26 protein-coding genes and 1 riboswitch are annotated in these 26,084 nt (G+C 69.6%); of the genes, 21 read left to right on the top strand and 5 right to left on the bottom strand.

The genetic code is table 11. From position 1 onward, the window contains the following. Window position 1: 1 nt before the first annotated feature. Both ACXC9Q_RS24075 and ACXC9Q_RS24070 read left to right on the top strand, forming a co-directional pair. Complete coding sequence (locus tag ACXC9Q_RS24075) at window positions 2-874, top strand: LLM class flavin-dependent oxidoreductase (protein ID WP_457058913.1); 873 nt, start codon at window positions 2-4, stop codon at window positions 872-874. 100 nt (window positions 875-974) lie between these two features. Next, on the top strand, window positions 975-1,247 hold the full coding sequence (locus tag ACXC9Q_RS24070) for a hypothetical protein (protein ID WP_457058912.1): 273 nt from the start codon (window positions 975-977) through the stop codon (window positions 1,245-1,247). Here ACXC9Q_RS24070 and ACXC9Q_RS24065 read toward each other — a convergent pair. Together ACXC9Q_RS24065 and ACXC9Q_RS24060 are read right to left on the bottom strand one after the other, a co-directional pair. Continuing rightward, entirely contained in the window at window positions 1,241-1,762 is a 522-nt protein-coding gene (locus ACXC9Q_RS24065) for a helix-turn-helix domain-containing protein (protein WP_457058911.1), read from the bottom strand. The two genes, ACXC9Q_RS24070 and ACXC9Q_RS24065, sit on opposite strands and share 7 nt — an antisense overlap. Beyond that, window positions 1,759-4,200: an ATP-binding protein gene (locus ACXC9Q_RS24060; RefSeq protein WP_457058910.1), complete on the bottom strand. Its 2,442-nt coding sequence runs from the start codon at window positions 4,198-4,200 to the stop codon at window positions 1,759-1,761. The genes ACXC9Q_RS24065 and ACXC9Q_RS24060 overlap by 4 nt, the downstream gene beginning before the upstream one ends. A 275-nt stretch (window positions 4,201-4,475) precedes the next feature. Further along, window positions 4,476-4,617, top strand: a riboswitch (cobalamin riboswitch). 69 nt (window positions 4,618-4,686) lie between these two features. Between ACXC9Q_RS24060 and ACXC9Q_RS24055 the strand changes: the two genes are divergently transcribed. From ACXC9Q_RS24055 to ACXC9Q_RS24015, 9 genes are all read left to right on the top strand, one after another. Further along, the gene (locus tag ACXC9Q_RS24055; RefSeq protein ID WP_457058909.1) at window positions 4,687-6,780 is read left to right on the top strand and encodes a putative cobaltochelatase; all 2,094 of its coding nucleotides are present in this window, start codon (window positions 4,687-4,689) and stop codon (window positions 6,778-6,780) included. A gap of 1 nt (window position 6,781) precedes the next feature. Continuing rightward, window positions 6,782-7,396 carry a cob(I)yrinic acid a,c-diamide adenosyltransferase gene (gene cobO / locus ACXC9Q_RS24050; protein ID WP_457058907.1) on the top strand — a complete coding sequence of 205 codons (615 nt, stop codon included), beginning with the start codon at window positions 6,782-6,784 and terminating at the stop codon, window positions 7,394-7,396. A gap of 25 nt (window positions 7,397-7,421) precedes the next feature. Then, window positions 7,422-8,774: a cobyrinate a,c-diamide synthase gene (locus tag ACXC9Q_RS24045; RefSeq protein ID WP_457058906.1), complete on the top strand. Its 1,353-nt coding sequence runs from the start codon at window positions 7,422-7,424 to the stop codon at window positions 8,772-8,774. Continuing rightward, on the top strand, window positions 8,771-10,186 hold the full coding sequence (bluB, locus tag ACXC9Q_RS24040; protein WP_457058905.1) for a 5,6-dimethylbenzimidazole synthase: 1,416 nt from the start codon (window positions 8,771-8,773) through the stop codon (window positions 10,184-10,186). Before ACXC9Q_RS24045 ends, bluB begins: the two co-directional genes overlap by 4 nt. Continuing rightward, a complete protein-coding gene (locus ACXC9Q_RS24035) occupies window positions 10,183-10,785 on the top strand; it encodes a hypothetical protein (protein WP_457058904.1) in 603 nt (200 codons plus the stop codon). The genes bluB and ACXC9Q_RS24035 overlap by 4 nt, the downstream gene beginning before the upstream one ends. A 136-nt stretch (window positions 10,786-10,921) precedes the next feature. Then, entirely contained in the window at window positions 10,922-12,037 is a 1,116-nt protein-coding gene (locus tag ACXC9Q_RS24030; RefSeq protein WP_457058903.1) for a LolA family protein, read from the top strand. A gap of 2 nt (window positions 12,038-12,039) precedes the next feature. Continuing rightward, window positions 12,040-12,978 carry an ATP-binding cassette domain-containing protein gene (locus ACXC9Q_RS24025; RefSeq protein WP_457058902.1) on the top strand — a complete coding sequence of 313 codons (939 nt, stop codon included), beginning with the start codon at window positions 12,040-12,042 and terminating at the stop codon, window positions 12,976-12,978. Further along, complete coding sequence (locus ACXC9Q_RS24020; protein ID WP_457058901.1) at window positions 12,965-13,819, top strand: ABC transporter permease; 855 nt, start codon at window positions 12,965-12,967, stop codon at window positions 13,817-13,819. The genes ACXC9Q_RS24025 and ACXC9Q_RS24020 overlap by 14 nt, the downstream gene beginning before the upstream one ends. Window positions 13,820-13,831: 12 nt before the next feature. Continuing rightward, the gene (locus ACXC9Q_RS24015) at window positions 13,832-14,665 is read left to right on the top strand and encodes a putative RNA methyltransferase (protein ID WP_457058900.1); all 834 of its coding nucleotides are present in this window, start codon (window positions 13,832-13,834) and stop codon (window positions 14,663-14,665) included. Between the two features lie 40 nt (window positions 14,666-14,705). Here the strand turns inward: ACXC9Q_RS24015 and ACXC9Q_RS24010 are convergent, their stop codons facing one another. Then, window positions 14,706-15,368 (bottom strand): FMN-dependent NADH-azoreductase, encoded by a 663-nt coding sequence (locus tag ACXC9Q_RS24010; RefSeq protein ID WP_457058899.1) that lies wholly within the window; start codon window positions 15,366-15,368, stop codon window positions 14,706-14,708. Window positions 15,369-15,485: 117 nt separating this feature from the next. Between ACXC9Q_RS24010 and ACXC9Q_RS24005 the strand changes: the two genes are divergently transcribed. Beyond that, a complete protein-coding gene (locus ACXC9Q_RS24005) occupies window positions 15,486-16,037 on the top strand; it encodes a MarR family winged helix-turn-helix transcriptional regulator (RefSeq protein ID WP_457058898.1) in 552 nt (183 codons plus the stop codon). Between the two features lie 3 nt (window positions 16,038-16,040). On the opposite strand, the gene ACXC9Q_RS24000 is transcribed toward ACXC9Q_RS24005, so the two are convergent. After that, window positions 16,041-16,697: a response regulator gene (locus ACXC9Q_RS24000; protein ID WP_457058897.1), complete on the bottom strand. Its 657-nt coding sequence runs from the start codon at window positions 16,695-16,697 to the stop codon at window positions 16,041-16,043. A 1-nt stretch (window position 16,698) separates the two neighbouring features. Then, entirely contained in the window at window positions 16,699-18,057 is a 1,359-nt protein-coding gene (locus ACXC9Q_RS23995; protein WP_457058896.1) for a sensor histidine kinase, read from the bottom strand. A 375-nt stretch (window positions 18,058-18,432) separates the two neighbouring features. Here ACXC9Q_RS23995 and ACXC9Q_RS23990 point away from each other — a divergent pair, with 375 nt between their 5' ends. The 9 genes from ACXC9Q_RS23990 to ACXC9Q_RS23950 all read left to right on the top strand — a co-directional run bounded on the left by ACXC9Q_RS23990 (window position 18,433) and on the right by ACXC9Q_RS23950 (window position 26,083). After that, window positions 18,433-19,458, top strand: a complete 1,026-nt coding sequence (locus ACXC9Q_RS23990; RefSeq protein ID WP_457058895.1) for an ABC transporter substrate-binding protein — start codon at window positions 18,433-18,435, stop codon at window positions 19,456-19,458. Between the two features lie 11 nt (window positions 19,459-19,469). Continuing rightward, window positions 19,470-20,264, top strand: a complete 795-nt coding sequence (locus ACXC9Q_RS23985) for an ABC transporter ATP-binding protein (protein WP_457058894.1) — start codon at window positions 19,470-19,472, stop codon at window positions 20,262-20,264. Continuing rightward, a complete protein-coding gene (locus tag ACXC9Q_RS23980; RefSeq protein WP_457058893.1) occupies window positions 20,261-21,040 on the top strand; it encodes an ABC transporter permease in 780 nt (259 codons plus the stop codon). Before ACXC9Q_RS23985 ends, ACXC9Q_RS23980 begins: the two co-directional genes overlap by 4 nt. Then, the gene (locus tag ACXC9Q_RS23975) at window positions 21,037-22,125 is read left to right on the top strand and encodes an Ldh family oxidoreductase (protein WP_457058892.1); all 1,089 of its coding nucleotides are present in this window, start codon (window positions 21,037-21,039) and stop codon (window positions 22,123-22,125) included. The genes ACXC9Q_RS23980 and ACXC9Q_RS23975 overlap by 4 nt, the downstream gene beginning before the upstream one ends. After that, on the top strand, window positions 22,125-22,520 hold the full coding sequence (locus ACXC9Q_RS23970) for a RidA family protein (RefSeq protein ID WP_457058891.1): 396 nt from the start codon (window positions 22,125-22,127) through the stop codon (window positions 22,518-22,520). The genes ACXC9Q_RS23975 and ACXC9Q_RS23970 overlap by 1 nt, the downstream gene beginning before the upstream one ends. 160 nt (window positions 22,521-22,680) lie before the next feature. Continuing rightward, window positions 22,681-23,409, top strand: a complete 729-nt coding sequence (locus ACXC9Q_RS23965; RefSeq protein ID WP_457058890.1) for a GntR family transcriptional regulator — start codon at window positions 22,681-22,683, stop codon at window positions 23,407-23,409. Beyond that, window positions 23,406-24,134 (top strand): SDR family NAD(P)-dependent oxidoreductase, encoded by a 729-nt coding sequence (locus ACXC9Q_RS23960; RefSeq protein WP_457058889.1) that lies wholly within the window; start codon window positions 23,406-23,408, stop codon window positions 24,132-24,134. Before ACXC9Q_RS23965 ends, ACXC9Q_RS23960 begins: the two co-directional genes overlap by 4 nt. A gap of 3 nt (window positions 24,135-24,137) precedes the next feature. After that, window positions 24,138-25,697, top strand: coding sequence for an FAD-dependent monooxygenase (locus ACXC9Q_RS23955; RefSeq protein ID WP_457058888.1), 1,560 nt, complete (start codon window positions 24,138-24,140; stop codon window positions 25,695-25,697). Continuing rightward, window positions 25,694-26,083, top strand: coding sequence for a cupin domain-containing protein (locus tag ACXC9Q_RS23950; protein ID WP_457058887.1), 390 nt, complete (start codon window positions 25,694-25,696; stop codon window positions 26,081-26,083). Before ACXC9Q_RS23955 ends, ACXC9Q_RS23950 begins: the two co-directional genes overlap by 4 nt. Window position 26,084: the final 1 nt, after the last annotated feature.

The following is a 26,084-nucleotide window of genomic DNA, read 5'->3' as shown; positions in this document are numbered from 1 at the left end:
TATGTCGCAACCCAGTTTCGGGATCATGACCGCGCCGATGCAGGTCGACTATCACGACGTACTGCGGGTGTGGCGCGAGGCGGACGCCGTCCCGGAGATCGAGCACGCCTGGCTGTTCGATCACCTCATGCCGATCGGCGGTGACCCGGGCGGACCGACGTACGAAGGCTGGACGCTGCTGTCGGCGCTTGCCGCACAGACCGAACGACTGCGCCTCGGCCTGCTTGTGACCAGCAACCGCTTCCGGCCGCCGGCGATGCTGGCCAAGATCGCGGCGACCGTCGACATCGTCTCCGGCGGGCGGCTCGACTTCGGCATCGGCGCGGGTTCACGACCGAGTCACCCGTTGGCCCGGCGCGAGTACGAGGCGCACGGCCTGCCGTACGACGACTTCGCACACTCGGTGGGGAATCTCGCCGAAGCGTTGACAGTCATTCGGCGGTTGTGGACCGAGGCTGAGCCGTTCGACTTCGAGGGCAGCGACGTCCGCCTGACCGGAGCGTTCGGCAACCCGAAGCCCGTTCAGCGCCCACACCCGCCGATCCTCATCGGCGGACGCTCGTCCGCTATGCTCCGCTTGGTCGCCGAGCACGCTGACCTGTGGAACATCCCCGGCGGCAACATCGAAGACGTCGTACGCCGCAGCGCACTGCTGGACCGCTACTGCGCCGAGATCGGCCGCGACCCCGCCTCGATCACCCGCTCGATCCACCTGCAGATCTCCTACGACGAGCCTGACGTCACCCGGAAAGCGATCGACGAAGCGCTCGAGGCCGGCTTCCGTCACATCGTCCTCGGCCTGTCAGCTCCCTATCCGCGCGACGTCGCTCAGTGGGTCGCCGACAAGCTCATCGCGACTTCGGGCCCGACCTAAGGGGGTGCGGCGCGGATCTAAGGGAGGGCGCCTGATGTGGCGGTCCTAGCGCTCAGCGCACGGTGGATGCAGACGGCGATCCACGCCGTGAGGAGGAGTTATGAAGCACATCTGCACCCTCGTGGCCGTGCCCGTCCTGACCTGCGGCGCCGTGATTGCTGGCGCATCGCAAGCCTCGGCCACCAACGTCGACCCGGAGCCAGGCGCCCACGGCGAAAGCTTCGCAGTCGTCCCGATACCAGGCCCCGTCGTCGAGGTCGACGACACCGTCGCCGAAGTCCTGCAAACAGGCGCAGCCGCCCTCGGCGGCGCCGGCATCGCCGTGGCAGCCCTTTGGGCCTACCGGCGCCGCCATCCGATCAGCGTTCACTGATCCGGCAGCCGTCGCTCAGCCAGGGCGGCGGCTGCCACCCGGCTCGTCGTGCCGGTCTTCCGAAGGATGTTCGAGACATGGACGCTGACCGTCTTGTCACTGATGAAGAGCTCCTTCGCGATCTCACCGTTCGACCGCCCGGCCACCAGGAAAGCTAGTACCTCCCGCTCTCGGTCAGTGAGTCCTGCCAGGACGGGGTCGTCGGCCACCGGCACGACCGGAGCCGGCTCGTGAAGATCGATCCTCGACCTCCGGGCCAGCGCTTCGACGTCGGTCTGCAAGGGTTTGGCGCCGAGCTCGACCGCGCATCGGTGTGCTTGGCGCAGCAAATCGCGCGCTTCGGGCGAGGTCCAGTCGTTCGCTAGCTCTGCCTCGGCGCACCGCCATTGGGCGACCGCCTGGTGCCAGCGATCTCCCGCGATACCGCAGGTCTCCGCGGCCCGGCGCCAACGCTTGGGCTGATCCGCAGTATCCCGGCAGCGACTGATCTCGGCCGCCCAGAGGGCCTGATTCATCGCCTGGACATCCACCCCTCCCATGGCGTCGACGAACGGCTCCGCGGCCAGTCGTCGATGACACCGTCCAGCGCCTCCACCGCCGCGGCCACTCCAGCAGGATCACTGCGATCCCGGGCGACGCGAGCTGCCTCGGCTGCGGCCCAGGCGTAGTCCGGAAGCGCCTCGTCGTCCCAGGGATCGGGAGGCTGATCCTGAGCTGTGAGCCGCGGGCGTGCCCAGGTCATGGCGTCCGCAGCCGTCCCATCGGCGATCATCAGCTCGATGCCGACTCTGGTGACGCGCGGGCGGGATGGGTTGAAGTCGTCGGAGATCAACTCCAACGCCCGATCGAAGTGCTGTCGTGCTTCTTCGTTCCGCCCTGACCTGACGGCCAGCCCGCTGGCAGCCAGCCTGACAGTTGCTCCAGGGATCCCGGCGGATCGTCCCGCCAACGCGGACCGTAGCAGGACCCGGCACTCGTCCCAGCGGCCGAGGGTGAACAGTTCTTCGGCGGCCAGGCCGGCTAGGAAATATGCCCAGGCGCCGACCCCGGAGGCGACCGCGTCGAAGTAGGCCGCGCGGGTGGCCTCGGCTGCGTCGGCCCACCGGCCGAGCCCGTGCAGGGCATGGAAACGGACGATGGCGGCTTCGGTGGCGGTGGCTGTATCTCCACACGCTGTCGCCAACTGCACTGACCGCTCCGCCTCGGCGAGCGCGGCCAGCGGCGCGGAAGCCATCGACACCGCAGCTGGAGCCTCCAACACCGCCGCGTGTGCGCAGAGCGCCCGCCCAAGGGCCTGCGTCGAGCCTGAGAGGTGGCCGATTCGGACGGCTTCCTCCGCGTGGATCGTGTCACTCGGCAGGCCGTGGAAAGACTCGGTCGCAGCTAGCTCGGCGAACGCGACGGCGCGTTCTGCACTCTCAGGGAGGTCCGTCGTCAGCTCGATCGCTTCGAGGAACTCTTCCAGGTCGGCCATCGCCGGCGTCGTCGATTGCCAGCGGCAGTTGGCCCTCGAGACCAGTAGATCACTGGCCAGCAGCGGCTGCTGCTTCCTGTTCACCAGACTCAGCGCCTCCGTGAGGAGCGTGACTGAAACCTCGGGCCAGCCTGCCCGCTCGCAGACTGCGCTCGTTCGCCGTAACAGGGCGATTCTCTCGTCGCGGCCGCCGCGGATGGTCGGTGACACCGTTTCCCAGACAGCACACGCGCGGCGGAGCTGGATCGCCTCTTCCGTTGGCGCCCTCAGACTCGCCGCGTGATCGGCTGCCACGAGGGACCAGTGGTAGGTGGCGTCGATGTTTCCGGCTCTCTCGTTGTGGATCGCCAGGTCCGCAGCCTCAACCTCGGTGGGCCGCGATTCGAGTACGCGGATGTAGTCGGCGTGGAGCTCCTTGGCTTGGTTCGGTGGCAGACCGTCGTACAGGACCTCGGCGAGGAGCGGGTGCCGGAACCAGGAGGTTCCGTCGGGTGCGGTTTCCACGACACCGCGGTCGTGGGCCTCCGCGCGACAGGAGGCGATCGAGCTCGCCTCGAGTCCGTGGCCGGCGGCGACCTCGGTCAGTACGGCCGATGAGGTCGGTCGGCCGCCGACGGCGAGGATTCTGGTGACCAAGCGGGCCTGGTCCGACAGGCTGTGCCAGGCGGCGAGCAGGGCTTCGCGGAGCGCAGCGGGAACGGTGGCCGGGAGAGTGCGCTCAGCGCCGGACAGACCGCTGACCATCAGTTCGACGAGGTAGGGGTTGCCGTCCGACCTGTCGAGGACCTCGGCGGCGAGTTCGATGTCGGGCGCCTGGCCGAGCAGTCCTTCGATCTCGCTGCTGGTGCCGTCCAGGTCCAGCGGATCCAACCGGAGCTCACCGAAGAAGGGCATCCGGCGCATGTCGGCGAGCCAGGAGTGGAGGGGGTGCCCCTCGCCGCGTTCCTCCGTCCTGCACGTGGCCAGCAGTACCAACGGCTGGGAGCGGAATCCGGCGATCAGGTAGGCCATCGCATCCAGCGAGGCCACGTCGGCCCATTGCAGGTCGTCGACGACCACCACTGTCGGCCGTCGTACCGCGATCCGATTGAGCACGAGGTCGACGAGCATCGGAAGCCTCCTGGTGTCGCCGCCGCCGCTGACGCCGAGCGACGGCAGCAAGGCACTCAGCCCGTCGGTCCCGGCGAGAGTTTCGGCCCTCTCGTCGGCATCCGCTCGGCTCAGCCAGTCCTGCAAGGCGCCGGCGATCGGGGCGAACGGGACCGACGCGCCACCGAAGTGCACGCTCGATCCCCAAAGCACGTTCAGCTGCGAATCGCCGCAGACCTCACGGGCGAGGCGGGTCTTGCCGATGCCGGCTTCGCCATGGATGACGATCGCGTGCGGTACGCCGGCCACGGCATCGAGCAGCACATCGCCGAAGAACCGTTGTTCGGCTGCGCGTCCGGCGAAGCGATGATCGGGCCGCAGACCCCCCATGCGTCCCCAGTCAACACCCGGAGCCGTGCCGACGGGAGCCCTCGACCTGTCCGGCTACCGCCCGTAGGCAAACGGGTTGCCGGTGTGCCGAAGGACGGGTAGTGGTCAGCCCCAGCCTCGACACCCCCGCGTGCACGGCGGCCGCGACCCGGCGCCGGGCGGACTACTACCCGTCCTTCGGTACGCGTCTCCGTCGGCCGATGCACCTCGTGAGGCTCGTGTCGACGTGGGGGTTGCCACGTGACCGTGGTGGTTGCCGGGTGGGCGGGGTGTGCCATGATCGGGCCGACGGTTGTGGAGGAACACCGGTGACCGGCTGAGGCCGGGAGTCCGGGGCGGTCCCGCCACTGTGACCGGGCCTGATCGAAGTCGACGCGGCCCGGGAGCCAGGACATCCGCGTCCGTCCGCCGGGCCGCGGTCACCGCGGTACGGCGTACCAGCCGTGGCGGGCGTGGATACCCGCTCGACGAAGGGACCCACCGCCGATGCGGCCAACCTCACCGTCCACCGGATTCCCGTTCACCGCCGTGGTCGGAATGGACGACCTTCAGCTCGCCCTGATCCTGGCGGCCATCTCGCCGGCGATCGGCGGGGTGCTGATCCGGGGCGAGAAGGGTACGGCGAAGTCGACCGCGGTCCGCGCGTTGACCGAGATCCTCCCGCCGGTGGACGTCGTACCGGGCTGCCGGTTCTCCTGCGACCCCGAGCACCCTGACGACACCTGCCCCGACGGACCGCACCACAGCACGGAGGCCCTCAACCGGCCGGCCCGGCTGGTCGAGTTGCCCGTCGGCGCGACCGAGGATCGGGTGCTCGGGTCGCTGCATCTGGAGAAGGCGCTCGCCGAGGGCATCACGGCGTACGAACCCGGTCTGCTTGCTGCCGCGCACCGCGGACTTCTGTACGTCGACGAGGTCAACCTCCTGCACGATCACCTGGTCGACGTACTGCTCGACGCCGCCGCGATGGGCCGCGCGACCGTCGAACGTGACGGGGTGTCCGTCACGCACCCGGCGCGCTTCGTCCTGGTCGGCACGATGAACCCGGAGGAGGGCGAGCTCCGACCGCAGTTGCTCGATCGCTTCGGCCTGAGCGTCGACGTCGTCGCCAGCCGTGATCCTGCCGTGCGTGTGGAGGTGATGCGGGCGCGGCTCGCGTACGAGGCCGATCCGGCGGGCTTTGTTGCGCGGCACGACGGACCGCAGCGGGAGCTCGCCGAGCGCATCGTCAAGGCGCGCGACCTGATCACCGAGGTGATCCTGACCGACGCCGCGCTCCGGCAGATCGCCGAGATCTGCGCGTCCTTCGACGTTGACGGCATGCGCGCTGACCTGGTCACCGCGCGTACGGCGGTCGCCCACGCGGCCTGGTCCGGCCGCACCGTCGTCGAGGTCGACGACGTCCGCGCCGCCGCCAAACTCGCCCTGCCCCACCGCCGCCGCCGGAACCCCTTCGACGCCCCCGGCCTCGACGAGGATCAACTAGAACAAGCCATCCAAGACAGCACACCACCACCCAACCCCGACGACGACCCGGATGGCCCGGGTGGGGGAGCGGACCCCGCAGACGACGGCAGCCCGGCCGACGCAGACCGGTCGGACGCGAACCAGTCCGACGCGGGCCGGGTGGATGCGGACTCGGCCGCCTCGGATGGTGCTGAGTCCGGCACCGACCCGGACTCGGCGGCCCACGGCGCGGGCCGGGAGGACGGCGCGGATGCCGGCGATGTGGGTGGCCGGCCGGCGCCGGTCGGCGAGGTGGTCGGAAGCTCCGAGCCCTACAAGGCGCGACTGCTCAGCGTGCAGGCCGCGGGCGCCGGTGTCGCCGGGCGGCGGTCCCGGGCGATCACCGAGGTCGGGCGCGTGGTGGGTGATCGCGCCCGCATCGGGCGCGAGGCTGGACGTCCGCATCTGCTGGCGACCATCCGGTCCGCCGCCCCGCATCAGCACGCTCGCGGTCGAGCCGGCGCCGGGCTCGCCGTACGACCCTCCGATGTGCGGCTCGCCGTGCGGGAAGGGCGCGAGGGCAACCTCGTTCTGTTCTGTGTTGACGCGTCGGGGTCGATGGGGACGAAGCAGCGGATGGGGGCGGTGAAGACCGCGATCGTCTCGCTGCTACTCGACGCGTACCAGCGTCGCGACACCGTCGGCCTCGTCACGTTCGCCGGCGCCGCCGCCACGGTTGCCTTGCCGCCCACCGGCAGCGTCGAGACCGCCGTACGTCGTCTCGAGTCGCTACCGACCGGTGGACGCACACCCCTTGCCGAAGGCCTGCTCCAGGCGGCTGAGGTACTACGGATCGCCGCGATCCGCGACCCGCGACGGCGGCCCTTGCTCGTGCTTGTCACGGACGGCCGGGCGACCCATGGAGACAAAGCCTTCGCCCGGGCGAGGCAGGCCGCCGGATGGCTTGCTCAGCAGGGGATCGCCACCGTCGTGGTTGACTGCGAACCGCATCGTGGGGTCCGGCTCGGCCTGGCCGGGGAGCTCGCCGCGGACCTGGGCGCGGAGTACCTCGACCTCGGGGAAGTTGCCGCGGGCAACCTCATCCGCACGGTCACGGAGCGGAGGGCAGCCTGAGATGCCGAAAGGACAGCCGACGGTCGTTCCGGAGGACGGCCTGACCACCCGGCAACGCCGGAACCGCCCGCTGCTGATGGTGCACACCGGCGAGATGAAGGGAAAATCGACGGCCGCCTTCGGGATGGCGCTGCGCGGCTGGGACCAGGGCTGGAACATCGGCGTGTTCCAGTTCGTGAAGAGCGCGAAATGGAAGGTCGGCGAGGAGAGCGCCTTCAAGGCTCTCGGGCAGTTGCACGCGGCAACCGGTGCGGGCGGCCCGGTCGAGTGGCACAAGATGGGCGAGGGGTGGAGCTGGTCGCGCAAGGCCGGCACCGACGAAGACCACGCCGCCGACGCGCTCGAAGGCTGGCGTGAGATCCAGCGCCGGATCGCTGCGGAGACGCACGACCTCTACGTCCTGGACGAGTTCACGTACCCGATGAAGTGGGGCTGGGTCGACGTCGACGAGGTGGTCGACACGCTGGTGAACCGACCGGGCCACCAGTACGTCGTCATCACCGGACGCAACGCTGATCCGCGGCTGCTCGAAGCCGCCGACCTGGCGACCGAGATGACGAAGATCAAGCACCCGATGGACGCCGGCCAGAAAGGCCAGAAGGGCATCGAGTGGTGAGCGCACGGTCGCGGGGGAAGGGCGCGTGATCCCGCGGGTGGTGGTGGCGGCGCCGTCTTCGGGGGCCGGGAAGACGACCGTTGCCGTCGGGCTGATGGCGGCGCTACGGCAGGCCGGGCACACGGTCGCGGGGTTCAAGGTCGGGCCCGACTACATCGATCCCGGGTTCCACGCGGTCGCCACCGGTCGGCCGGGGCGGAATCTCGATCCGATGCTGTCGGGGGAGGAGCGGGTCGCGCCGCTGTTCGCGCACGGGGCCGTCGGTGCGGACATCGCCGTCGTCGAGGGTGTGATGGGCCTGTACGACGGTGCCCTCGGAACCGAGGGATATGCCTCCACCGCCCACGTCGCGAAGTTGCTTCGGGCACCCGTCGTACTGGTCGTGGACGCGTCGGCGGCCGGACGCAGTGTCGGTGCCGTCGTCCAGGGTTTCGTTGCCTTCGACACCGAGGTGCGGATCGTCGGCGTGATCCTGAACAAGGTCGGCTCGGATCGGCACGAGGCCGAGGTCCGCGCCGGCGTCGCGCCGACCGGCGTACCGGTGCTCGGCGTCCTCCGGCGCGACACCCGCCTGACCGTGCCCAGCCGGCACCTCGGTCTCGTCCCGGCCGGTGAGCAACGGGAGCAGGCGGCCGACGCGGTCGAGGCGGCGGCCGAACTGGTCCGCCAAGGGGTCGACCTGCACGCGTTCGTCGCGGGCGCCCGAGCTGCCGCGCCGGCCGTCGTCGAGGCCTGGGATCCTTCTGCCGAGGTGACTCCGGCCGAGAACGGGCGTCCGGTGATTGCCGTTGCCAGCGGCCCGGTTTTCTCGTTCCACTACACCGAGACCACAGAGCTGCTCGTTGCCGCCGGCGCCGAAGTGGTTGCCTTCGACCCGTTGTCCGATCCATTGCCTGAGGCAACTGCGGCGCTCTACCTCGGCGGTGGTTTCCCCGAACTGCACGCCGAGGCGCTGTCCGCCAACGAGGGCCTCCGCCGCCAGGTCGCCACCGAGGTGGCGGCCGGTCTCCCGGTGATCGCCGAGTGCGCCGGGTTGCTGTACCTCTGCCGCGAGCTCGACGGCCACCCGATGACCGGCGTCCTGCCCGCCGCAGGCCGGATGACGAGCCGTCTGACCCTCGGCTACCGGAGGGCGATCGCCGCCACAACCACCACGTTCCTCGACGAGGGCCGCCGCGTTCGGGGCCACGAGTTCCACCGTACGGCGATCGAGCTCGACGCCGAGGTGGATCCGGCCTGGTACCTGCCGGGTGGCGTCGAGGGGATCGCGTTGCCCCGGCTGCACGCGTCGTACCTGCATCTGCACTGGACGGCGACCCCGGACATCCCAGCCCGCTTCGTCGCCGCGGCTCGCGTCCATGCGGGCCTCGAGAAATGAACCTCGTCGTAGGAGTGGGCCTCCGCGCCGGTACCCGCTATCAGGAACTCCGCGACCTGGTTGCCGGTGCGCTCGCCGAAGCAGGCACGGGGACGGTGCGCTACGTGGTCACGGTCGCCGGCCGTGAAACCGAGCCGGGACTGCAACGCCTCACGGCATCACTCGGCGCCGAACTCAAGACCGCCGCGCCTGAAGAGCTGGCCCGCCAACCGGTGCCGACCCCGAGCCAGGCGGTCGAGCAACTAACCGGCATCCCAAGCGTCGCGGAGGCGGCCGTCCTTGCAATCGGAGCAGAGCTCCTCGTCCCCAAGCGTCGCTCCGCCCAGGCAACCGCAGCCGTCGGCCGCCTACCGGGGCCCGGCACTCGCCCGGCTCCGGCGAGCGTGGCGGCCCCCGGCTACCTGGCTGAGGAGCGGGCGGTGGTGCATCGGGTGATTGCCGAGCGGCGGGATGTGCGGCGGGGGTTTTTGGATGTGCCGGTTGATGACGAGGTGCTGTTGCGGGTGCTGGAGGCGGGGCATCGGGCGCCCAGTGTGGGGTTGAGCCAGCCTTGGGACTTTCTGTTGATCAGGGATGTGGCTACTCGGCGGAAGGTGCATGAGCTGGCGACGGCTCAGCGGGATGCGTTCGCGGCGTCGTTGCCGGCGGATCGGCGCGGGGCTTTCGACGGGCTGAAGATCGAGGCGATTCTCGATACCCCGTTGAACATTGCGGTGACCTGCGACCCGGGCCGGGGTGGGCGGCATGTGCTGGGGCGGCACGCGGATCCGCGGACGACGTGGTTCTCCGCGGCGATCGCGATCCAGAACCTGTGGCTGGCCGCGCGCGCCGAAGGGCTTGGCGTCGGCTGGGTCTCGTTCTTCGCGCCGGATGAGGTCGCGGCGGTGCTGGATCTCCCGGCTCACATCGAGCTTGTGGGTTACCTGTGTGTCGGGCACGTGGAGGAGTTCGCCGCCGCGCCCGAGCTGGTGCGCGCGGGCTGGGCCGCTCGCCGGCCGCTCGCCTGGGCGGTTCACCACGAGGAATGGGGCCGACGCGCGTCGATTGTCGACGATGCGTTGCAGGCCGGGCAGAACGCCGTACCAGCTGAAGGCCGTCAGCGAATCACAGTGATCGTGGGCGGCGATCCGGCGAGAGACCTGGAGCAGTCCGACGCGTTGGTCGTCGTACTGCGAACTGAGAAACCGGCACCCGACTTCGGGGTGCTGTGGCGGCCGGCGCGGACGCCGGTGGAGGCGGTCGAGCTCGGAGTCGAGATTGCACGGGATCTGGCGATGCAGGGCGTCGGGGAGATCGTCGTACGGACGGCAGAGCAGTCAGCGGAGGCGGACGGACTGGCCCGCGGACTGCGGGTTGGCGCGTCGGCTTGTGGAATGAGTTGCACCGATGAGATGACAGACTTCCCGGTATGACACCGGAGCCGACCATGTACGTGCCCGCGTTCTCGATGAAGCAGCGGGTCACCATGATGGCTAACAAGTACGAGCTGATCGCCGCCAACCCGGACGGGAGCGACGGCCCGCTGCTGGCGTTCGCGCAGCAGAAGCGGATGGCGTTCAAGGAACAGGTCACCTTCTACACCGACGACACCAAGTCCCAGCCGGTGTTCTCGTTCAAGGCGCGCAAGAAGGTCGACCTCGGCTCCGGGTACGACGTGTTCGACGCGAACGGGCAGCAGATCGGGTGGTTCAAGAAGGAGTTCGGCAAGAGCTTGCTCCGGTCCAGCTGGCAGCTCAGCGGCGCCGGCGTCGACGCGGACGGCACGGAGCGCAACCCGACCATCGCGATCGTCCGCCGGGTCTGGGAGTTCGTCCCGTTCGTCGGGGAGATCCCGCTGCCGTTCATCTTCCATTTCGACTTCACCGATCGGGGCACCGGGCAACCGGTACTGTCGGTCGAGCGGAAGATCTCGGTCCGGGATCGCTACCACATCACCGTCCAGGACCAGCGCCTGGATTTCCGCGTTGCCGCCGCGATGACGGTTGCCCTCGACGCCCTGCAGGGCCGCTGATTCACGCCGTACGGCGAGCCGGCTGAGGGAAAGCTGAGTCCGGTGTACTACCACGGTCGTATGCCGGGCTCACTCTTTTGGGTGAACTGACCCTGAGACCCTTGGTTCCGGCCTGCGCCGGTGCGAGTCTTGAGCCATGGGTGTAGCGCAGCGCAGTCGACGGTGGTTGGTTCCGGTCGCGACAGTCGCCGTGGTGGCAGGTGTGGGGGCACTCGGGCCGGTGGTCGCCGATGCCTCGCCCAAGCTGCCCGGGATCACCGCGCAGGATCTGCTCGCCAAGGTGCAGACCGCGAAGGTGGACGGCCTGAGCGGCACCGTCCGCTCCGCCACGGATCTCGGTCTGCCCGCAATCCCTGGCATGGGCGGTGGCAGCAACCAGGTCCTCGACCTGCTGAACGGCGAGCACACTGCCCGGGTTGCGTTCGCGAGCCCGGACAAGGCTCGGGTCTCGGTGCTCGACAACATGGCCGAGCGGGTGTGGACGACGGATGGCAAGTCCGCCTGGGCGTACGACTCGTCCAAGCGTGAGGCCGTGAAGCTGACTGTCCCGGCGCACACGTCGAAGCCGGAGAAGGCCATGCCGCAGGACTACAACCCGCAGGCGGTCGCCAAGCAGTTCCTGGACGCGATCGACCCGACCACCAGGGGCGATGTGAGCGGCACGGAGAAGGTCGCCGGCCGGGATGCGTACAAGCTGCGCCTGGTGCCGAAGACTGACAAGACGACCGTCGGCTCGGTCACGCTGGCGGTCGACTCGAAGACGTGGGTCCCGCTCGAGGTGACCGTGATGCCGCGGACGGGGAACGACCCGGCCGTCCAGCTCGGGTTCTCCTCGGTGTCGTTCGACGTACCGGCTGCCAGTACCTTCGCGTTCACCCCGCCCCCGGGTGTGAAGGTGACGGAGAAGGCGCCTGCTGCCGGTGAGATCCCGAAGCAGGGCACGCCGCCGAAGGCGATCGGTCCGAAGGGCGAGAAGCCGGGCAAGCCCGGTACGGCGAAGTCGGGCGGGCCGACCGTGATCGGTAAGGGCTGGGAGAGCGTCGCGATGGTGCGCGGCGTGACGGTCACCACCGGGAACGGAGCGCTGGACCAGCTGCTGGCCAAGGCGCCGACCGTCCGGGGCTCGTGGGGTACGGGCAAGGTCGTCACCAGCAAGATGGTGAGCGCGCTGATCACCGACGACGGCCGCGTCTTCGTCGGCCTGGTCACCCCCGACACCCTGCAGGCCGCCGCAGCCAAGGCACCCCGCTAACCGTGAGCACACCGACCCCGGTGGTGACTCGGGGCCTGACGAAGCGGTTCCACGGGGGCCAGGTGGCGGTGGACGCGGTTGATCTCGAGGTGCCGGCGGGGAGCGTGTTCGGGTTTCTCGGGCCGAACGGGTCGGGGAAGACGACAACGATCCGGATGCTGCTCGGCCTGATCGCCCCCACCTCCGGCTCGGTCGAGCTGCTCGGTGAGCCGATGCCGAAGGCGCACCTCAGGGTCCTGCCACGCGTCGGAGCGCTGGTCGAAGGCCCTGCGTTCTACCCGTTCTGGACCGGCCAGGCCAACCTGCTCCGGTTCGACGCCGCCGACCGCACTGCCGACCCCCGGACCCGCAAGGCCCGCGCGGGTGAGGCGCTCGAACGGGTCGGCCTCTCGAACGCGGCCGGGAAGAAGCTCCGCGCGTACTCACTCGGTATGCGGCAGCGCCTCGCCATCGCGGTCGCGCTGATGCAGCGCCGCGAACTCCTCGTCCTGGACGAGCCGACCAACGGTCTGGACCCCCAGGGCACCCGCGAGGTCCGCCACCTGATCCGCGAGCTCGCCGCCGACGGCACGACGGTCTTCACCTCGACCCACCTGCTGGCCGAGGTCGAGCAGGTCTGCACCCACGCCGCCGTGATGAGTCGCGGTCGCCTGGTCCGCCAGTCCACCGTCGCCGACCTCCGCTCCGAGCTCCGGCCTCGCCTGATCGTCCGTACGCCGGACCTGAGCCAGGCAGCCGACACGCTCCAGGGCCTGGGCGTCACCGACCTCAAGACCACTGCCGAGACCGTCGAAGGCGACCCGGGCGAACTGCCGATCGAGAAGTTCGCCGCCGCGCTGGTCGCCGCCGACGTCCGCATCCACGGCTTCGGGCTGGAACGCCCCAGCCTGGAAGATGCCTTCGTCGCACTCACCGGGGAGGGCTTCGATGTCGCCGAGTAGTGCAGTGGCCGTCGCCGGGCCGGTGTCCGCCGGCCGCCATACCCTCGGGCTGTTCCGCTCAGAGTTGCGGCTCGTCTTCGGGCGGGCCCGCACCCAGGTCGGCCTCGGCGTACTCGCGGCCGTCCCGCTGCTGATCGGGATCGCGATCAAGCTCTCCGGCTCCGAAGGCGGGACCGAGGGCTTCCTCGGCCAGGTCGCCGGCAACGGCCTGTTCCTGATCGTCGCGAGTCTCGGGCTGTCGCTGCCGTTCTTCCTGCCGACCGCCGTGACGGTGATCTCGGGGGAGTCGCTCGCGGGCGAGTCCAGTCTCGGCACCCTGCGGGTCCTGCTGACCGCGCCGGCCGGGCGCTCCCGGTTGCTCGCGGCCAAGATGGTCGCGCTCGCGGTGTTCTGCCTGGCCGCGACGATGACGATCTGGGTCTCCGGCCTGATCGTCGGATTCGTGCTGTTCCCGGTCGGCGACGTACTCCTGCTCTCCGGTACGACGGTCTCGCTCGGTGACGGCCTGCTCCGCGCCCTGGGGATCGCCGTGGTGATCTCGCTGTCACTGCTCGGGCTCGCCGGGATCGGGCTGTTCGTGTCGTCGCTGACGTCAACCCCGCTGGCCGCGATGGCCGCCACGTTCGGCACGTTCATCGTGCTCGGCATCATGACCGCGATCCCGCAGATCCACGTGATCCATCCGTGGCTGCTGATGTACCGCTGGTCGTCGTTCGCCGACCTGTTGCGAGATCCGCCGTACTGGCATGACATCGGTCTCAACCTGCTGCTGCAGGCCGGGTATCTGGCTGTCTTCTACACCGCCGCCTGGGCCCGGATCACCAGCCGCGACATCACCTGAGAGGCTGGGCCGGTGGAAGCCGACCTGGTAGCGGTACTGCGCTGTCCCGTCTGCGGCGACGCCCTCGCCCTGACCGACCGGACCGCGCGCTGCCCGCGCGGCCACGCCTACGACCTGGCCAAGCAGGGCTACCTCAACTTGTTGCCCTCGGCATCGACCGGTATCGACGGCGACTCCGCGGGGATGATCGGCGCCCGGACCGTGTTCCTCGGCAGCGGCCACTACGCGCCGATCAGGGACGCGCTGATCCTCGCAGCCGCGGGTCTGCGTGACAACGACCTGGTGGTGGAAGTCGGCGCCGGCACCGCCTACTACCTGACCGGCGTCCTCGGCACCGCAACCGGCCGGCGCGGCGTCGCCTTGGACGTCTCGCGGTACGCCGCTCGCCGCGCGGCAAGGGCGGATCCACGGATCGGGTCGGTGGTGTGCGATGCCTGGCAGGAGCTGCCACTGCTGGACGACTCGGCCCAGCTGATGCTGAACGTGTTCGCCCCGCGCAACGCAGCCGAGATGGCCCGGGTACTCGCGCCTGACGGCACACTGCTGGTGGTCACACCGAATCAGCAGCACCTTGCCGAGCTGGTCGGCGTACTGGGGCTCGTGACGGTGGACGAGGAGAAGGAGCGCCGGCTGCAGGAGACGTTCGCCGGGGTGTTCGCCCGGTCCGGCAGCGAGGTGATCGAGGAGACGATGCGGCTCGACCGAACAGCGGTCGAGCAGTTGGTGCTGATGACGCCGAGCGCGCGGCACGTGAACTACCGGGAGCTCACCGGGCGGCTCGCCGTACTCCCGGAACCGGCGATCGTCACGCTGTCGGTCACGCTGTCGACCTGGCGGCCCGCCTAGGCGGACTCCCGCCACCCACATGGCGGGAGTCCGCGACCTGTCAGGCGGCCTTGCCGACGAGCTCGCGGCCTACCACGGTGCCGTGTTCCTCGGCGGTGACGTGGGCCTCCGACTCGGAGACCTTGGAGGCGTCGATGAGCTCCTCCATGCCCGGGGTGACCGGGGCGAGGGTGAGCTCGGCGACGGCGGTGCGGACGTTCATACCGAGGATGTCGCCGAAGACGCGCTCCAGGTACGGCGTGGCGTGGTCCCAGCCGTGCTTCGGGGTGCCGGGGCTGTAGCCGCCACCGCGAGCCAGCGTGAAGATGACCGGCCGGCCGGCCGTCGGGCTGGGGCCGCGGACCAGTTCCTGGTCGATCAGCAGCAGGTCGATCCAGGTCTTCACATGCTGTGCGATGCCGTAGTTGTACAGCGGTACGGCGAGCAGGATCGCGTCGGCGTTCTTGACCTCGGCCGCGAGCTCCTCGGCGAGGGCCTTCGCCTCCGCCACCGGCATGCCGTCGGCGGGGGACTCCTGGCCGAGCATGGCTCCGGCCAGCGCGGGCCAGGCGGTTGCGGGCAGCGGGTGCAGCCCGAGGTCGCGGCGGACCACGACGCCGTCCGGGTGCTCCGCCTTCCAGGCGGCCTCCGCGCTGTCCGCCAGGGCGCGGGTCACCGATCCGTCCACGCGGATGCTCGCGTCGACGCGTAACAGGGTGCTCATGTCGTAGATCTCCATCGGAGTGTGAGAGGGCTAGGCTGTTCTGAAGATAGTCTGTGAAGCAGAACATATTCAAGTCAGATCGTATTCCGAGTGGCGTACACCACGTACGATGGGGACGTGAGCAGTTCTTCGCCCGAGATCGCGACCCGGGCCACCCGAGAGGCCGAGCCCGGGACCGCCAGCGGCGCGCCCGTGGAGTCCGACCTCGGTTGGGCGCTGGGCGTGGTGTTCCGGCGGTACGCGAAGGCGGCGGCCGCCGCGCTGGACGACATACCGGGCGGGCCGCGGGGCTACCAGGTCCTGGCGACCACGAACTCCGAGGGCCCGAAGCGCCAGCTGGATCTGGCCGCGCTGCTCGGCGTGGACCGGACGGTGATGACCTATCTGCTGGACGACCTGGAGACGGCAAGTCTGGTGCAGCGCCAGCCCGATCCGGCCGACCGGCGGGCGCGGCTGATCGTGCCGACCGAGCAGGGCTTGGAGACGCTCTGCGACCTCGAGCGCCGCCTGGCCACCGCGGAGCAGGAGGTGCTCGGCATTCTCGACGAGTCCGAGCGCTCCAGCTTCCGCCTGCTCCTGCAGCGCGTGGCGATGAGGGCCGACGCGATCGACCCGCTGCACAACGCGTGCGCCCTGGCCGACGCCACCGTCGACCCAGCCGACACCTGAGACTCAGTGCAGCGGCACGAAGCCTGACTCGTACGCGCGGATGACGGCCTGAGTGCGGTCCCGCGCGTTCAGCTTGGCCAGGACGTTGGCGACATGCGTCTTGACCGTCTGCAGTCCGAGGATCAGCTCCTCGGCGATCTCCGCGTTCGACAGGCCGCGGGCCATCAACCGCAGCACCTCCTGCTCGCGATCGGTCAGCTGGTACTCGTCCAGGCCGGTCGACCGGGATGCGTGCGTGCCCACGTGCGCCAGCGCGAGGGCCCGGATCGCCTCCGGGAACAACAGCGACTCGCTCCCGGCGACCGTGCGGATCGCGGCGATGATGTCGTCCGGCGGCGTCCGCTTCAGCAGGAATCCGGACGCGCCGGCGCGGAGTGCGTCGTACACGTAGTCGTCGTTCTCGAACGTCGTGACGACCAGGACGCGCGGCGCCGGGTCGAGGTTCTCCAGCAGCAACCGGGTCGCCTGGATGCCGTCCACGGCCGGCATCCGGACGTCCATCAGCACGACGTCGGGGCGAGTCCGGCGGACCACCGGCAGCACCTCCGCGCCGTCACCGGCCTCACCGACGACCGTCAGGTCGGGCTCGGCGTTGATGATGGCGCGCAGCCCGCTGCGGATCAGCGGCTCGTCGTCGACCACGACCACCGACAGGTTCATGTCATCCCTTCGTCGTCACGCTGACCGGCAACGTGACCGCGAGCCGCCAGGTCTCCCCAGTCAGGCCGGCGTCCACGGTCCCTCGCAGTACGGCGACCCTTTCACGGATCCCGGCCAGTCCACGGCCGCCGCCCGCGTGGTCCGCCGGACCGTCGACCGGCCCGCTGACCGGGTTCGTCACGGCGAGCCGCAGTCCGGTGGCGTCGAGCCGGATCGACAGGTCCACGCTGAGCGCACCGGCAGGGTGACCGGCGTGCCGGATCGCGTTGGTCAGGCCCTCCTGGATGATCCGGTACGCCTCCCGGGACAGCGCCGCCGGCAGCTGGTCGAGATCGCCGGAGCGTTCGAGCTCGACCGTGATCCCGCCGGCCCTGGTCGCGTCGACCAGCCGGTCGAGCTCACCGAGGGTCGCCTGCGGAGTGGTTCGGGAACCCGGTCGCCGGTCGTCGCGGAGCAGGCCGAGGACGTGGTCGAGGTCGGCCAGCGCGGCCCGGGCGGACGTCTCCATCGCGGCCAGCGCGGTCTCGGCGAACTCCGGATCGGTCGCCAGCACGCGGCGCGCGGCGGCGGCCTGGATGGTGACCAGACTGAGGGCGTGCCCGACGCTGTCGTGCAGTTCCCGGGCCAGACGGTTGCGCTCGGCAAGGGTTGCGGTCTGCCGTTCGAGCAGCTCGATCCGCTCCGCGGCGGTCGGGCCGAGGACGCGCGGCGCCAGGTGGGCGAGCAGCGCTCCGACCGCGGCGGACAGCATGAACAACACGACGATCCCGCCCAGCGCGGCCGCCGGCAGCCAGATGTCGGTCCAGGTGCCGCTGATGTCGTACGACATCCCGGGCACGATGTCGTGCGGGCCGGGGGAGCGGAACGGCGCCGCGAGCCACATCGCGCCGACCCCGAACACGATCGTGCTGAGGATGCCGATGACACCGCCGGCGACCAGGTGCAGGCAGAACCAGACCGCCGTACGCCGTCGTTGGGCTCCGGTCCGCGCCGGACCGAGCGGGCGCTCCTCGAACCGTACGTCGAGCAGCGACTCGACCGCGATGCCCTCGACCTCGCGAACCGCCGGCAGCATGCCGAGCACGAGCGGCGGCCCGGCCACCAGGATTGCGAGGACGATGCCGGCGGCAACATTCGGCAACTGGAGATCCTCGACCACCGAGCCGAGGGCACTGTCCACCAGGATGAACGCCAGGACCAGCGCGGCGCCGAGCAGCAGATAGACCCAGCGCAGGTACGTCGACGTGCGGACCAGGCTGGTCACCGCATGTCCGGCGTACGACGCCCAGCGGCGCGGCGACGACCGGCGACCCGGCTCGCGCGCGGGACGCGCCGACCCACGCACCAGTCCGTCCGTCACCCCCTCATCGTGTCAAATCCCGTCTCCGGCCACCTCCCTCCCCGGAGGGATCGCGGGGAACCCCTGGATCCGGCCCCCGTCGGAGGGTGGCCTGAGTCGCCCGGAAGTGAGGGTTAACGCAAATTTGACGGGGTACGGACGGGTTCGGAGCCGGTGGACGTCGCGATCTGCTGTCCGGACGGGTACGGTCTGTGGTCGGGGCGGGATGCCGGTCCGACCACGGACAGGTATGGGGAACGGCTCCAGGACAGGTGGCCGGTAGGCTCGGCGAGGCTCGGCGCGGTGGATGTGAAATCACCGTGAAGTCCCCGGAGGGCCGATTGACCACCTTTCCATATTTGATGTTTGATCAAATATCGGACGAGAGAGGTCGATATGAGGTTGAGGCGTTCCGTCATCGCACTGGTGACGGTCCTGGGGCTCGCCCTGGTCAGTGCTTGTAACAGCGGTGACGACAAGAACAAGGCAGCGGACAGCGGCCTGACGAAGGTCAGCTACCTGACCTCGTTCAACACCTTCGGCCGGGAGGCCTACGCCTACGTGGCCCTGGAGAAGGGCTACTTCAAGGACGCCGGCTTCGACGTCACGATCAACCCGGGCTCCGGCACGGTCGACGTGATGAAGCTGGTCGCCGGCGGCCAGGCCGACTACGGCATCGGCGACTTCACCGCGGTCGTCATCACCCTGGGCAAGCAGAAGCTGCCGGTCACCACGGTCGGGATGGTCCACCAGCGGTCGATGGCCGCGATCATGTCGCTCGAGGGCTACGGCATCAACTCGCCCAAGGACCTGGTCGGCAAGCAGATCGGCGACCAGCCGGGCTCGACCAACACGGTGATGTTCCCGGTCTACGCCAACGCGGTCGGCATCGACCCGAACTCGGTCAAGTTCATCCCGTCGCCGCCGCCGGCGCTGCCGAACCTGCTCGCCACCAAGAAGGTCGACGGTATCGGCCAGTTCGTCGTCGGCCAGCCGCTGATCGAGAAGGCCGACCCGAAGCACCGCAAGGCGGTCACGCTGTCGTACGGCAAGGCCCTGCCGGACCTCTACGGCAACGCGATCATCACCCGCTCCGACCTGGCCAAGGACCACCCGGACCAGGTGAAGAAGTTCACCGGTGCGCTGCTCAAGGGCCTGCAGGACACCGTCGACGACCCGGCCGGGTCCGCCGCGATCCTGAAGAAGTACGTGCCGAACACCGATCTCGCGGTCGCCACCCAAGAGCTGACCATCATGAAGGACTACACCAAGCCGAGTGACTTCAAGGGCCCGCTCGGTGAGGTCGATGTGGACCGGGTGAAGACGATCATCAAACTGCTCGAGAACGCGAAGGCGATTCCGCAGCCCGGCTCGGTGACTCCGGACGACGTGGTCACCGTCAGCCTCGCTCCGAAGGCCTGAGAATCCTGTCGATGATCCAGCTGGACGGTGTCGGGCAGGTCTTCGACGGACGCGAGGGCCAGGTCACGGCCCTCGAGAAGATCGACCTGCACGTCCGCGACGGCGAGTTCGTCACGCTGATCGGCCGGTCCGGGTGTGGCAAGTCCACCCTGCTCCGGCTGATCGCGGGACTCATCTCCCCGACGTCCGGTGCGGTCCAGGTGGCGGGCGAGTCCGTCACCGGGCCGCGCCGGGACGTCTCGTTCATGTTCCAGCGCCCGGCCCTGCTGCCGTGGCGGTCGGTGCTGTCCAACGTGATGCTCCCGGTCGAGATCGACGGCGGTGATCGCGGGCGGGCGGCGTACCGGGACCGGGCCCATCAGCTGCTGGAGATGGTCGGCCTGCAGGGGTTCGAGCGGCGGCTGCCGCACGAGCTGTCCGGCGGCATGCAGCAGCGCGTGTCGCTGTGCCGGTCGCTGATCCGCGACCCGCAGGTGATGCTGATGGACGAGCCGTTCTCCGCGCTCGACGCACTGACCCGGACCGAGCTGTCCGAGGAACTGCAGCGGATCAAGATGGAGCTGTCCACCACCATCGTGTTCGTCACCCACTCGATCGAGGAGGCCATCGTGCTGGCCGACCGGGTCGTCGTGCTGACGCCGCGGCCGGGCCGGATGCGTGCGATCGTCGACATCGACATCCCGCGTCCGCGCAGTCTCGGCCAGGACGCGCACCTGACCGAGGTGGCGCAGATCAGTGTCCGGCTGCACGGACTGCTGGCCGAGAAGACCGCGCAGCGCCCGGTCGACGAGGTGCGGCAGGGATGAGAAAGCGCTCCTGGCTGACCGGTTCACCGGGCGCCGCCGTCGTCCTTCCGATCCTCGGCCTGATCGGCGCGATCGCGCTGTGGTGGCTGGCCACGATCGTGTTCTCGATCGAGCCGTTCCTGCTGCCCAGCCCGGGTGACGTGATCAGCAAGTTCTCCGAGCAGCCGGTGTACCTGCTGCAGGAGACCGGGGTCTCGTTGCTGGAGACGATCGAGGGCTTCGTCCTGGCGATCGTGATCGGTGTGCCGATCGCAATCGTGATCGTCCGCTCGGCGGTCCTGGAGCGCCTGGTCTATCCGCTGCTGCTGATGGTGAACGCGATCCCGAAGATCGCGGTCGCGCCGCTGCTGGTGGTGTGGATGGGCTTCGGGCAGTTGCCCAAGGTCGTGATGGTGCTGCTGATGTGCTTCTTCCCGATCGTCATCTCGACCGCGCAGGGGATGAAGTCGACGCCGGTCGAACTGGTCGAGTTGCTCCGGTCGCTGAACGCGAGCCGGGCCCAGGAGTTCTTCAAGCTGCGGCTGCGGTACGCGATGCCGCAGATCTTCACCGGCTTGAAGGTGGCGATCTCGCTGGCGGTGATCGGTTCGGTGATCGCCGAGTTCGTCGGCGCCACCCGCGGTCTGGGCTACGTGATCCAGCAGTCCGGCGCGAGTGCCGACACCACGCTGGCCTTCGCCGCGATCACCCTGCTGAGCATCATGAGCATCGTCTTGTTCTACAGCCTGGTCCTACTGGAGCACCTGCTGCTCCCCTGGGCCCAGGAGACCCGATGACCGCTCAAGCCTCCGACGCGGATCCGCGCGTTCTGGTCCGGCCTGCGTGGCTGGAAGCGACTGTCTCGGCGGTCTTCAGTGCGCTCGGCTTCGACCCGGCCGACTCGGCGAAGATCGCCGCCGCGCTGGTCGAGGCCGACCTGCGCGGCGTGAGCTCGCACGGCGTCATGCTCGTCCCGATGTACGTCGAGCGCCTGAACGCCGGCGGCGTCACCCGCGAACGCGAGCTCGACATCCTGTACGACGCCGGCGCGGCGATGGTCGTGGACGCGCGCGGCGGTATGGGACAGCTGTCCAGCCCGCAGGCGATGGGGCACGCGATCGAGCGGGCCGGGCAGTTCGGCATCGGCCTGGTGTCGGTCCGCAACGCACATCACTTCGGTGCGGCCAGCCGCTGGGCCATGCAGGCCGGTCAGGCCGGGTGTATCGGTATCGCAATGTCCAACACCACGCCGTTGATGCCGGCTCCGGGCGGGGCCGAGCGGATCGTCGGCAACAACCCGCTGGCGATCGCCGTGCCGACGTCGGTCGGCGTGGAGATCGTGCTCGACATGGCCCTGTCGGCCGTTGCCCTGGGCAAGATCCGGCTGGCGGCGTCGGCCGGCCGGCCGATCCCGGACACCTGGGCGACCGACCCGTCGGGGATCCCGACCTCGGACCCGGAGGAGGCCGTGCTCGGAATGTTGCTGCCGGCCGCCGGGCACAAGGGCTTCGGGCTGGCATTGATGATCGACGTACTGACCGGCGTGCTGAGCGGCGGCGGCTGGGGCGACCAGGTCCGGCCGCTGTACCGGGAGCCGGACCGGCCGAACGACTGTGCCCACCTGTTCCTGGCCATCGACCCGGAGTTGATGGGCGGCGTGGAGAGCTTCCGGCGGCGCTCGTCCGGGCTGGCCGCGCGGGTCCGGGGCAGTGCGACGGCGCCGGGGGTGAACCGGCTGCATCTGCCGGGGGAGATCGAGGCGGACCGGGCAGCACATCAGCGGCGGCACGGCGTACTGATCGAGAGGTCGGGGCTGGACGGGCTGCTGGCGGCCGCGCGGGCGGTCGGTGCCGTGGTTCCGGCGGGAGGGTTACTGAGCTGATGCCGAAGACACAGGTTTCGACGACCGCGCTGCACACCCCGAACGGGGTGTTCTCGCAGGCGACCACGATCGAGGCGACCGGGCGGTTGGTGTTCGTCTCCGGCATGACCGCGCGCCGCCCGGACGGCGGTATCGCCGGCGTCGGCGACATCCGGGAGCAGACCCGGCAGGTGTGTGAGAACGTGCGGGCCGCGGTCCAGGCGGCCGGTGGCAGTCTCGCGGACGTGTGCCGGGTGGATGTGTACGTGCGCAACATGGAGGACTTCGCCAAGATCCACGAGATCCGGGCCCAGTACTTCGCCGAACCGCTGCCGGCCTCGACCATGGTCGAGGTCAGCAAGCTCGCGCACCCCGATTATCTGATCGAGATCAACGCGATCGCAGTGATCTCATGATTGTACCTTTGGCCTCGCCTCCGGCTCGGCGCGGTCATGGGGCTTTACGCCCGGCCTTCCCTCGTCGCTCCGGTCGCTTCGCTCCCTGCGCTCCTCAGTCCAGGCTGGGCGGCCCCATGACCGGGGGGGAGGTACGTGTGTGCCGTCGGGTGGACCTGACGTGAGCGGGCCGTTGGAGTTGCTTCCGGGTGGGGGCAAGGGCGGGCGTCGTACGCTCGCGGAGCACGCCGCGGCCGAGCTGCACCAGCTGATCCTGTCCGGTGAGCTTCCCAGCGGTACGCCGTTGCGCCTGGTGGAGCTGGCGAATCGGCTGGAGATGAGCCAGATGCCGGTCCGGGAAGGACTTCGCCGACTCGAGGCGCTCGGACTGGTCGAGATCATCCCGCACCGCGGTGCGTGGGTGCGCGATCTGTCGCTGGAGGACCTGCGCGACACCCACGAGACTCGGCTGGCCCTGGAGTCGCTGGCAGTCCGTGCCGCCGCGGGGCGGTTCACCAGTGACGACTTCGAGAAGGCGGCGGCCGCACTGGCCGATCACCTCCAGCTCTCCCGGGCGCATGACTCGGCGGGGGCCCGGCAGGCGCATGCGGACTTCCACTTCGCCATCTACCGCGCGAGCGGGTCGCAGTGGTTGCCGCGAGCAATCGAGCCGGTCTGGCAGAACAGCGAGCGGTACCGGTTCGGCAGCCGGCCCACCGCGTTCCTGATCGAGCGGAACCGGCAGGAGCACCAGGCCATCCTGGACGCGTGTCTCGCGCGCGACTCGGACGGAGCCGAGCAGGCGTTGCGCAACCACCTCGCCGGCGCGTTCCAGCGGATCACCGAGACTATGACGAGGCGGGCCGAGGGGAAGCAGCACGAGACGTCGAAGCAGAAGGAGACGTCATGAAGGTGAGCTTCGACGCGACCGGTGAGGTCGTGGTGATCACCGGTGGTGCGCAGGGCATCGGTGCGGCGCTGGCCGCGGCCGTGAACGCCGCCGGTGGTACAGCGGTGGTCTTCGACGTCGTGAAGCCGGCCGACGCAGCGGTCGAGTACGTCGAGGTCGACGTCGCGGACCGGTCCTCGGTGCAGGCGGGTGTCTCGGCTGTCGTCGACCGCTACGGCCGGATCGATGGACTGGTCGCCGGAGCGGCCGTGCAGCCTCGGTCGCCGGTGCTGGAGATGGACCCGGCCGAGTGGACCAGGACTCTGCAGGTGAACCTCGACGGAGTGGTGTGGACGTGCCAGGCCGTCGTACCGCACATGGTGGCGCGGCGGTCCGGATCGGTGGTCGTGTTCACGTCGGGCATGGCTCTCACCGGGTACGCCGGTGCGGCGGCGTACGCGTCGAGCAAGGCCGCACTGATCGCCTTCGCCAAGACACTGGCCGCCGAAGTGGCTCAGCACCGGGTCCGCGTGAACGTGGTCGCCCCCGGCGTCATCGACACCGAGCAGTTCCGTACTGCGAACGCCGGTGCGGACCGGGAGCACTGGCACGACACCATAGGCATCGGCGACCCCGAGGACGTGGCCGGCCCGTTGCTGTTCCTGCTGTCCGACGCGGCCGCGATGACCGGGTCGGTGCTGACCCGGGAACGTGCCTTTGCCAAGCTCACGAGGTTTGCGGAGTGATGAGTGACTGATCAGCTTCCCGTCGCGGTAGTCGGTGCTGGACCGATCGGCCTCACCACGGCTCTCGGCCTGGCGCACTACGGCGTACCGTTCGTGCTGCTCGAGGAGGACGCCGTCCTGTCCTCGGACACCAAGGCCGGTACGACGCTCAGCCGGACACTGGAGATCTGGAACCGGTACGGCGTCGTGGACGGGATCCTGGCGGCCGGACTGCGGATCGACGAGATCGGTGACATCGACCGGGCCACCAACACGCCCCGGGCGTCGGTGCAGCTGGCCGAGCTGGTCAACGACACGCAGTTCCCGTTCGTGATCAACCTGCCGCAGCAGAAGATGGAGCCGATCCTCGCGGCGGCGCTGGAGCAGCCGGTGCTGACCCGGCACCGCCTGCTGTCGTTCGACGTCCTGGACGACCGGGTCGTGCTGCACGTGGAAACACCGGACGGGCTGCGGGACATTGAGGCCTCGCATCTGCTCGCATGTGACGGTGGCCGGAGCAAGATCCGCGACGCGCTCGGTGTGAAGGTGGTGGGGGAGACCCTGCCCGAGCGGTACATGCTGATCGACGTCCTGGTGGATCTGGACGTCAACAACGCGCGCGACTACCCCTACCTCGCGTACTTCGCGGACCGGTCCGAGTGGATGGTGCTGATCCGGCAGCCTGACAACTGGCGCTTCCTGTTCCCGCTCGCTGCCGGGGCAGAGCCGCCGGACGACGAGGACCTGCTGGTGAAGGTGAAGCAGTTCATCGGAGAGGTGGACCGGATCGAGCTGCTGGGCTCGGTGGTCTACAACGTGCACCACAGGATCGCCGAGCAGTGGACCAAGGACCGCAAGGTGTTCCTGATGGGCGACGCGGCGCACCTGATCACGCCGATGTGGGCGCTGGGCCTCAACACGGGCGCGCTGGACGCGTCGAACCTGCCTTGGCGCCTGGCATGGGTGCTGCGTGGCTGGGCGGAGCCCTCGCTGCTGGACGGGTACGAGCAGGAGCAGCGGCCGGTGGCGATCGAGGGCTCGGGTGAGATGGCCGAGGCCGCGCGCAAGTACATGGCCCAGCAGCGTGGTGCCGTCACCGAGGACACGGGTGCCTGGGCGACGGCGTACAACCGCACGCTGCTGAGTGTCCGGCTCGACGTGGACGGTGTGGGCGACTGGTCGATGGTGGCGACCGGCGCCGAACCTCCGGCCGTCCGTGCGGGTGACCGGGCCCCTGACCTGGTTCTGCAGAGTCCGACCGGCCGGACCACGATCCACGACCTGTGCCGGGACTCGTTCGTCGCGCTGTACTTCACCGACGCACGGCGGCGTCCGGACATCCCGTTGAACGACTCGCCGGCGTTGAAGCACTACGCCGTCTCCCGGTGGGACGCACCGCACGACTCCGGCCTGCGGGACCGCGCTCTGTTCGATCCGGGCAGCGTTGCCACGAACAGGTACGGCGTACCGCCGGAGAGCGTCGTACTGGTTCGGCCGGACGGGCACATCGCTGCCATGGCTCCGCTGGCCGCCGGTGTGGCCGAGAAGCTGTACACCCGGATCACCGGCCGGAGGGCTCCATGACCTTCGACGAGCCGCTGCGAGAGATGTTGCTGCAGACAGAGGACCTGGAGTGGGTGGAGAAGTCACTCGCCGGGCTGTCGCACAAGATGCTGTGGCGTGACCCGGAGACCGAGGCGTCGATCGCGCTGGTGCGGTTCGAGCAGGGGTCGGGGATCCCGTCGGAGCACATGCACGCGTCGAACCAGTTCATGTTCTGCCTGTCCGGGCGGTACGTGTACCTGCCGACCGGGACGACGCTGACCAAGGGCAGCTTCTACTGGAACCCCAAGGGGTGCGCGCACGGGCCGACGCTCGCCGAGGAGACCTCCATCCTGCTGGAGGTGTACGACGGCCCGCACTACCCGGAGCGGCCGGAGTTCTACGACAACGACGAGGACGCTCGCTGAC

Source organism: Kribbella sp. CWNU-51 (assembly GCF_054073265.1).
Note: the sequence above shows the minus strand (reverse complement) of the source record. Positions and strands in the feature narration are given on the sequence as shown.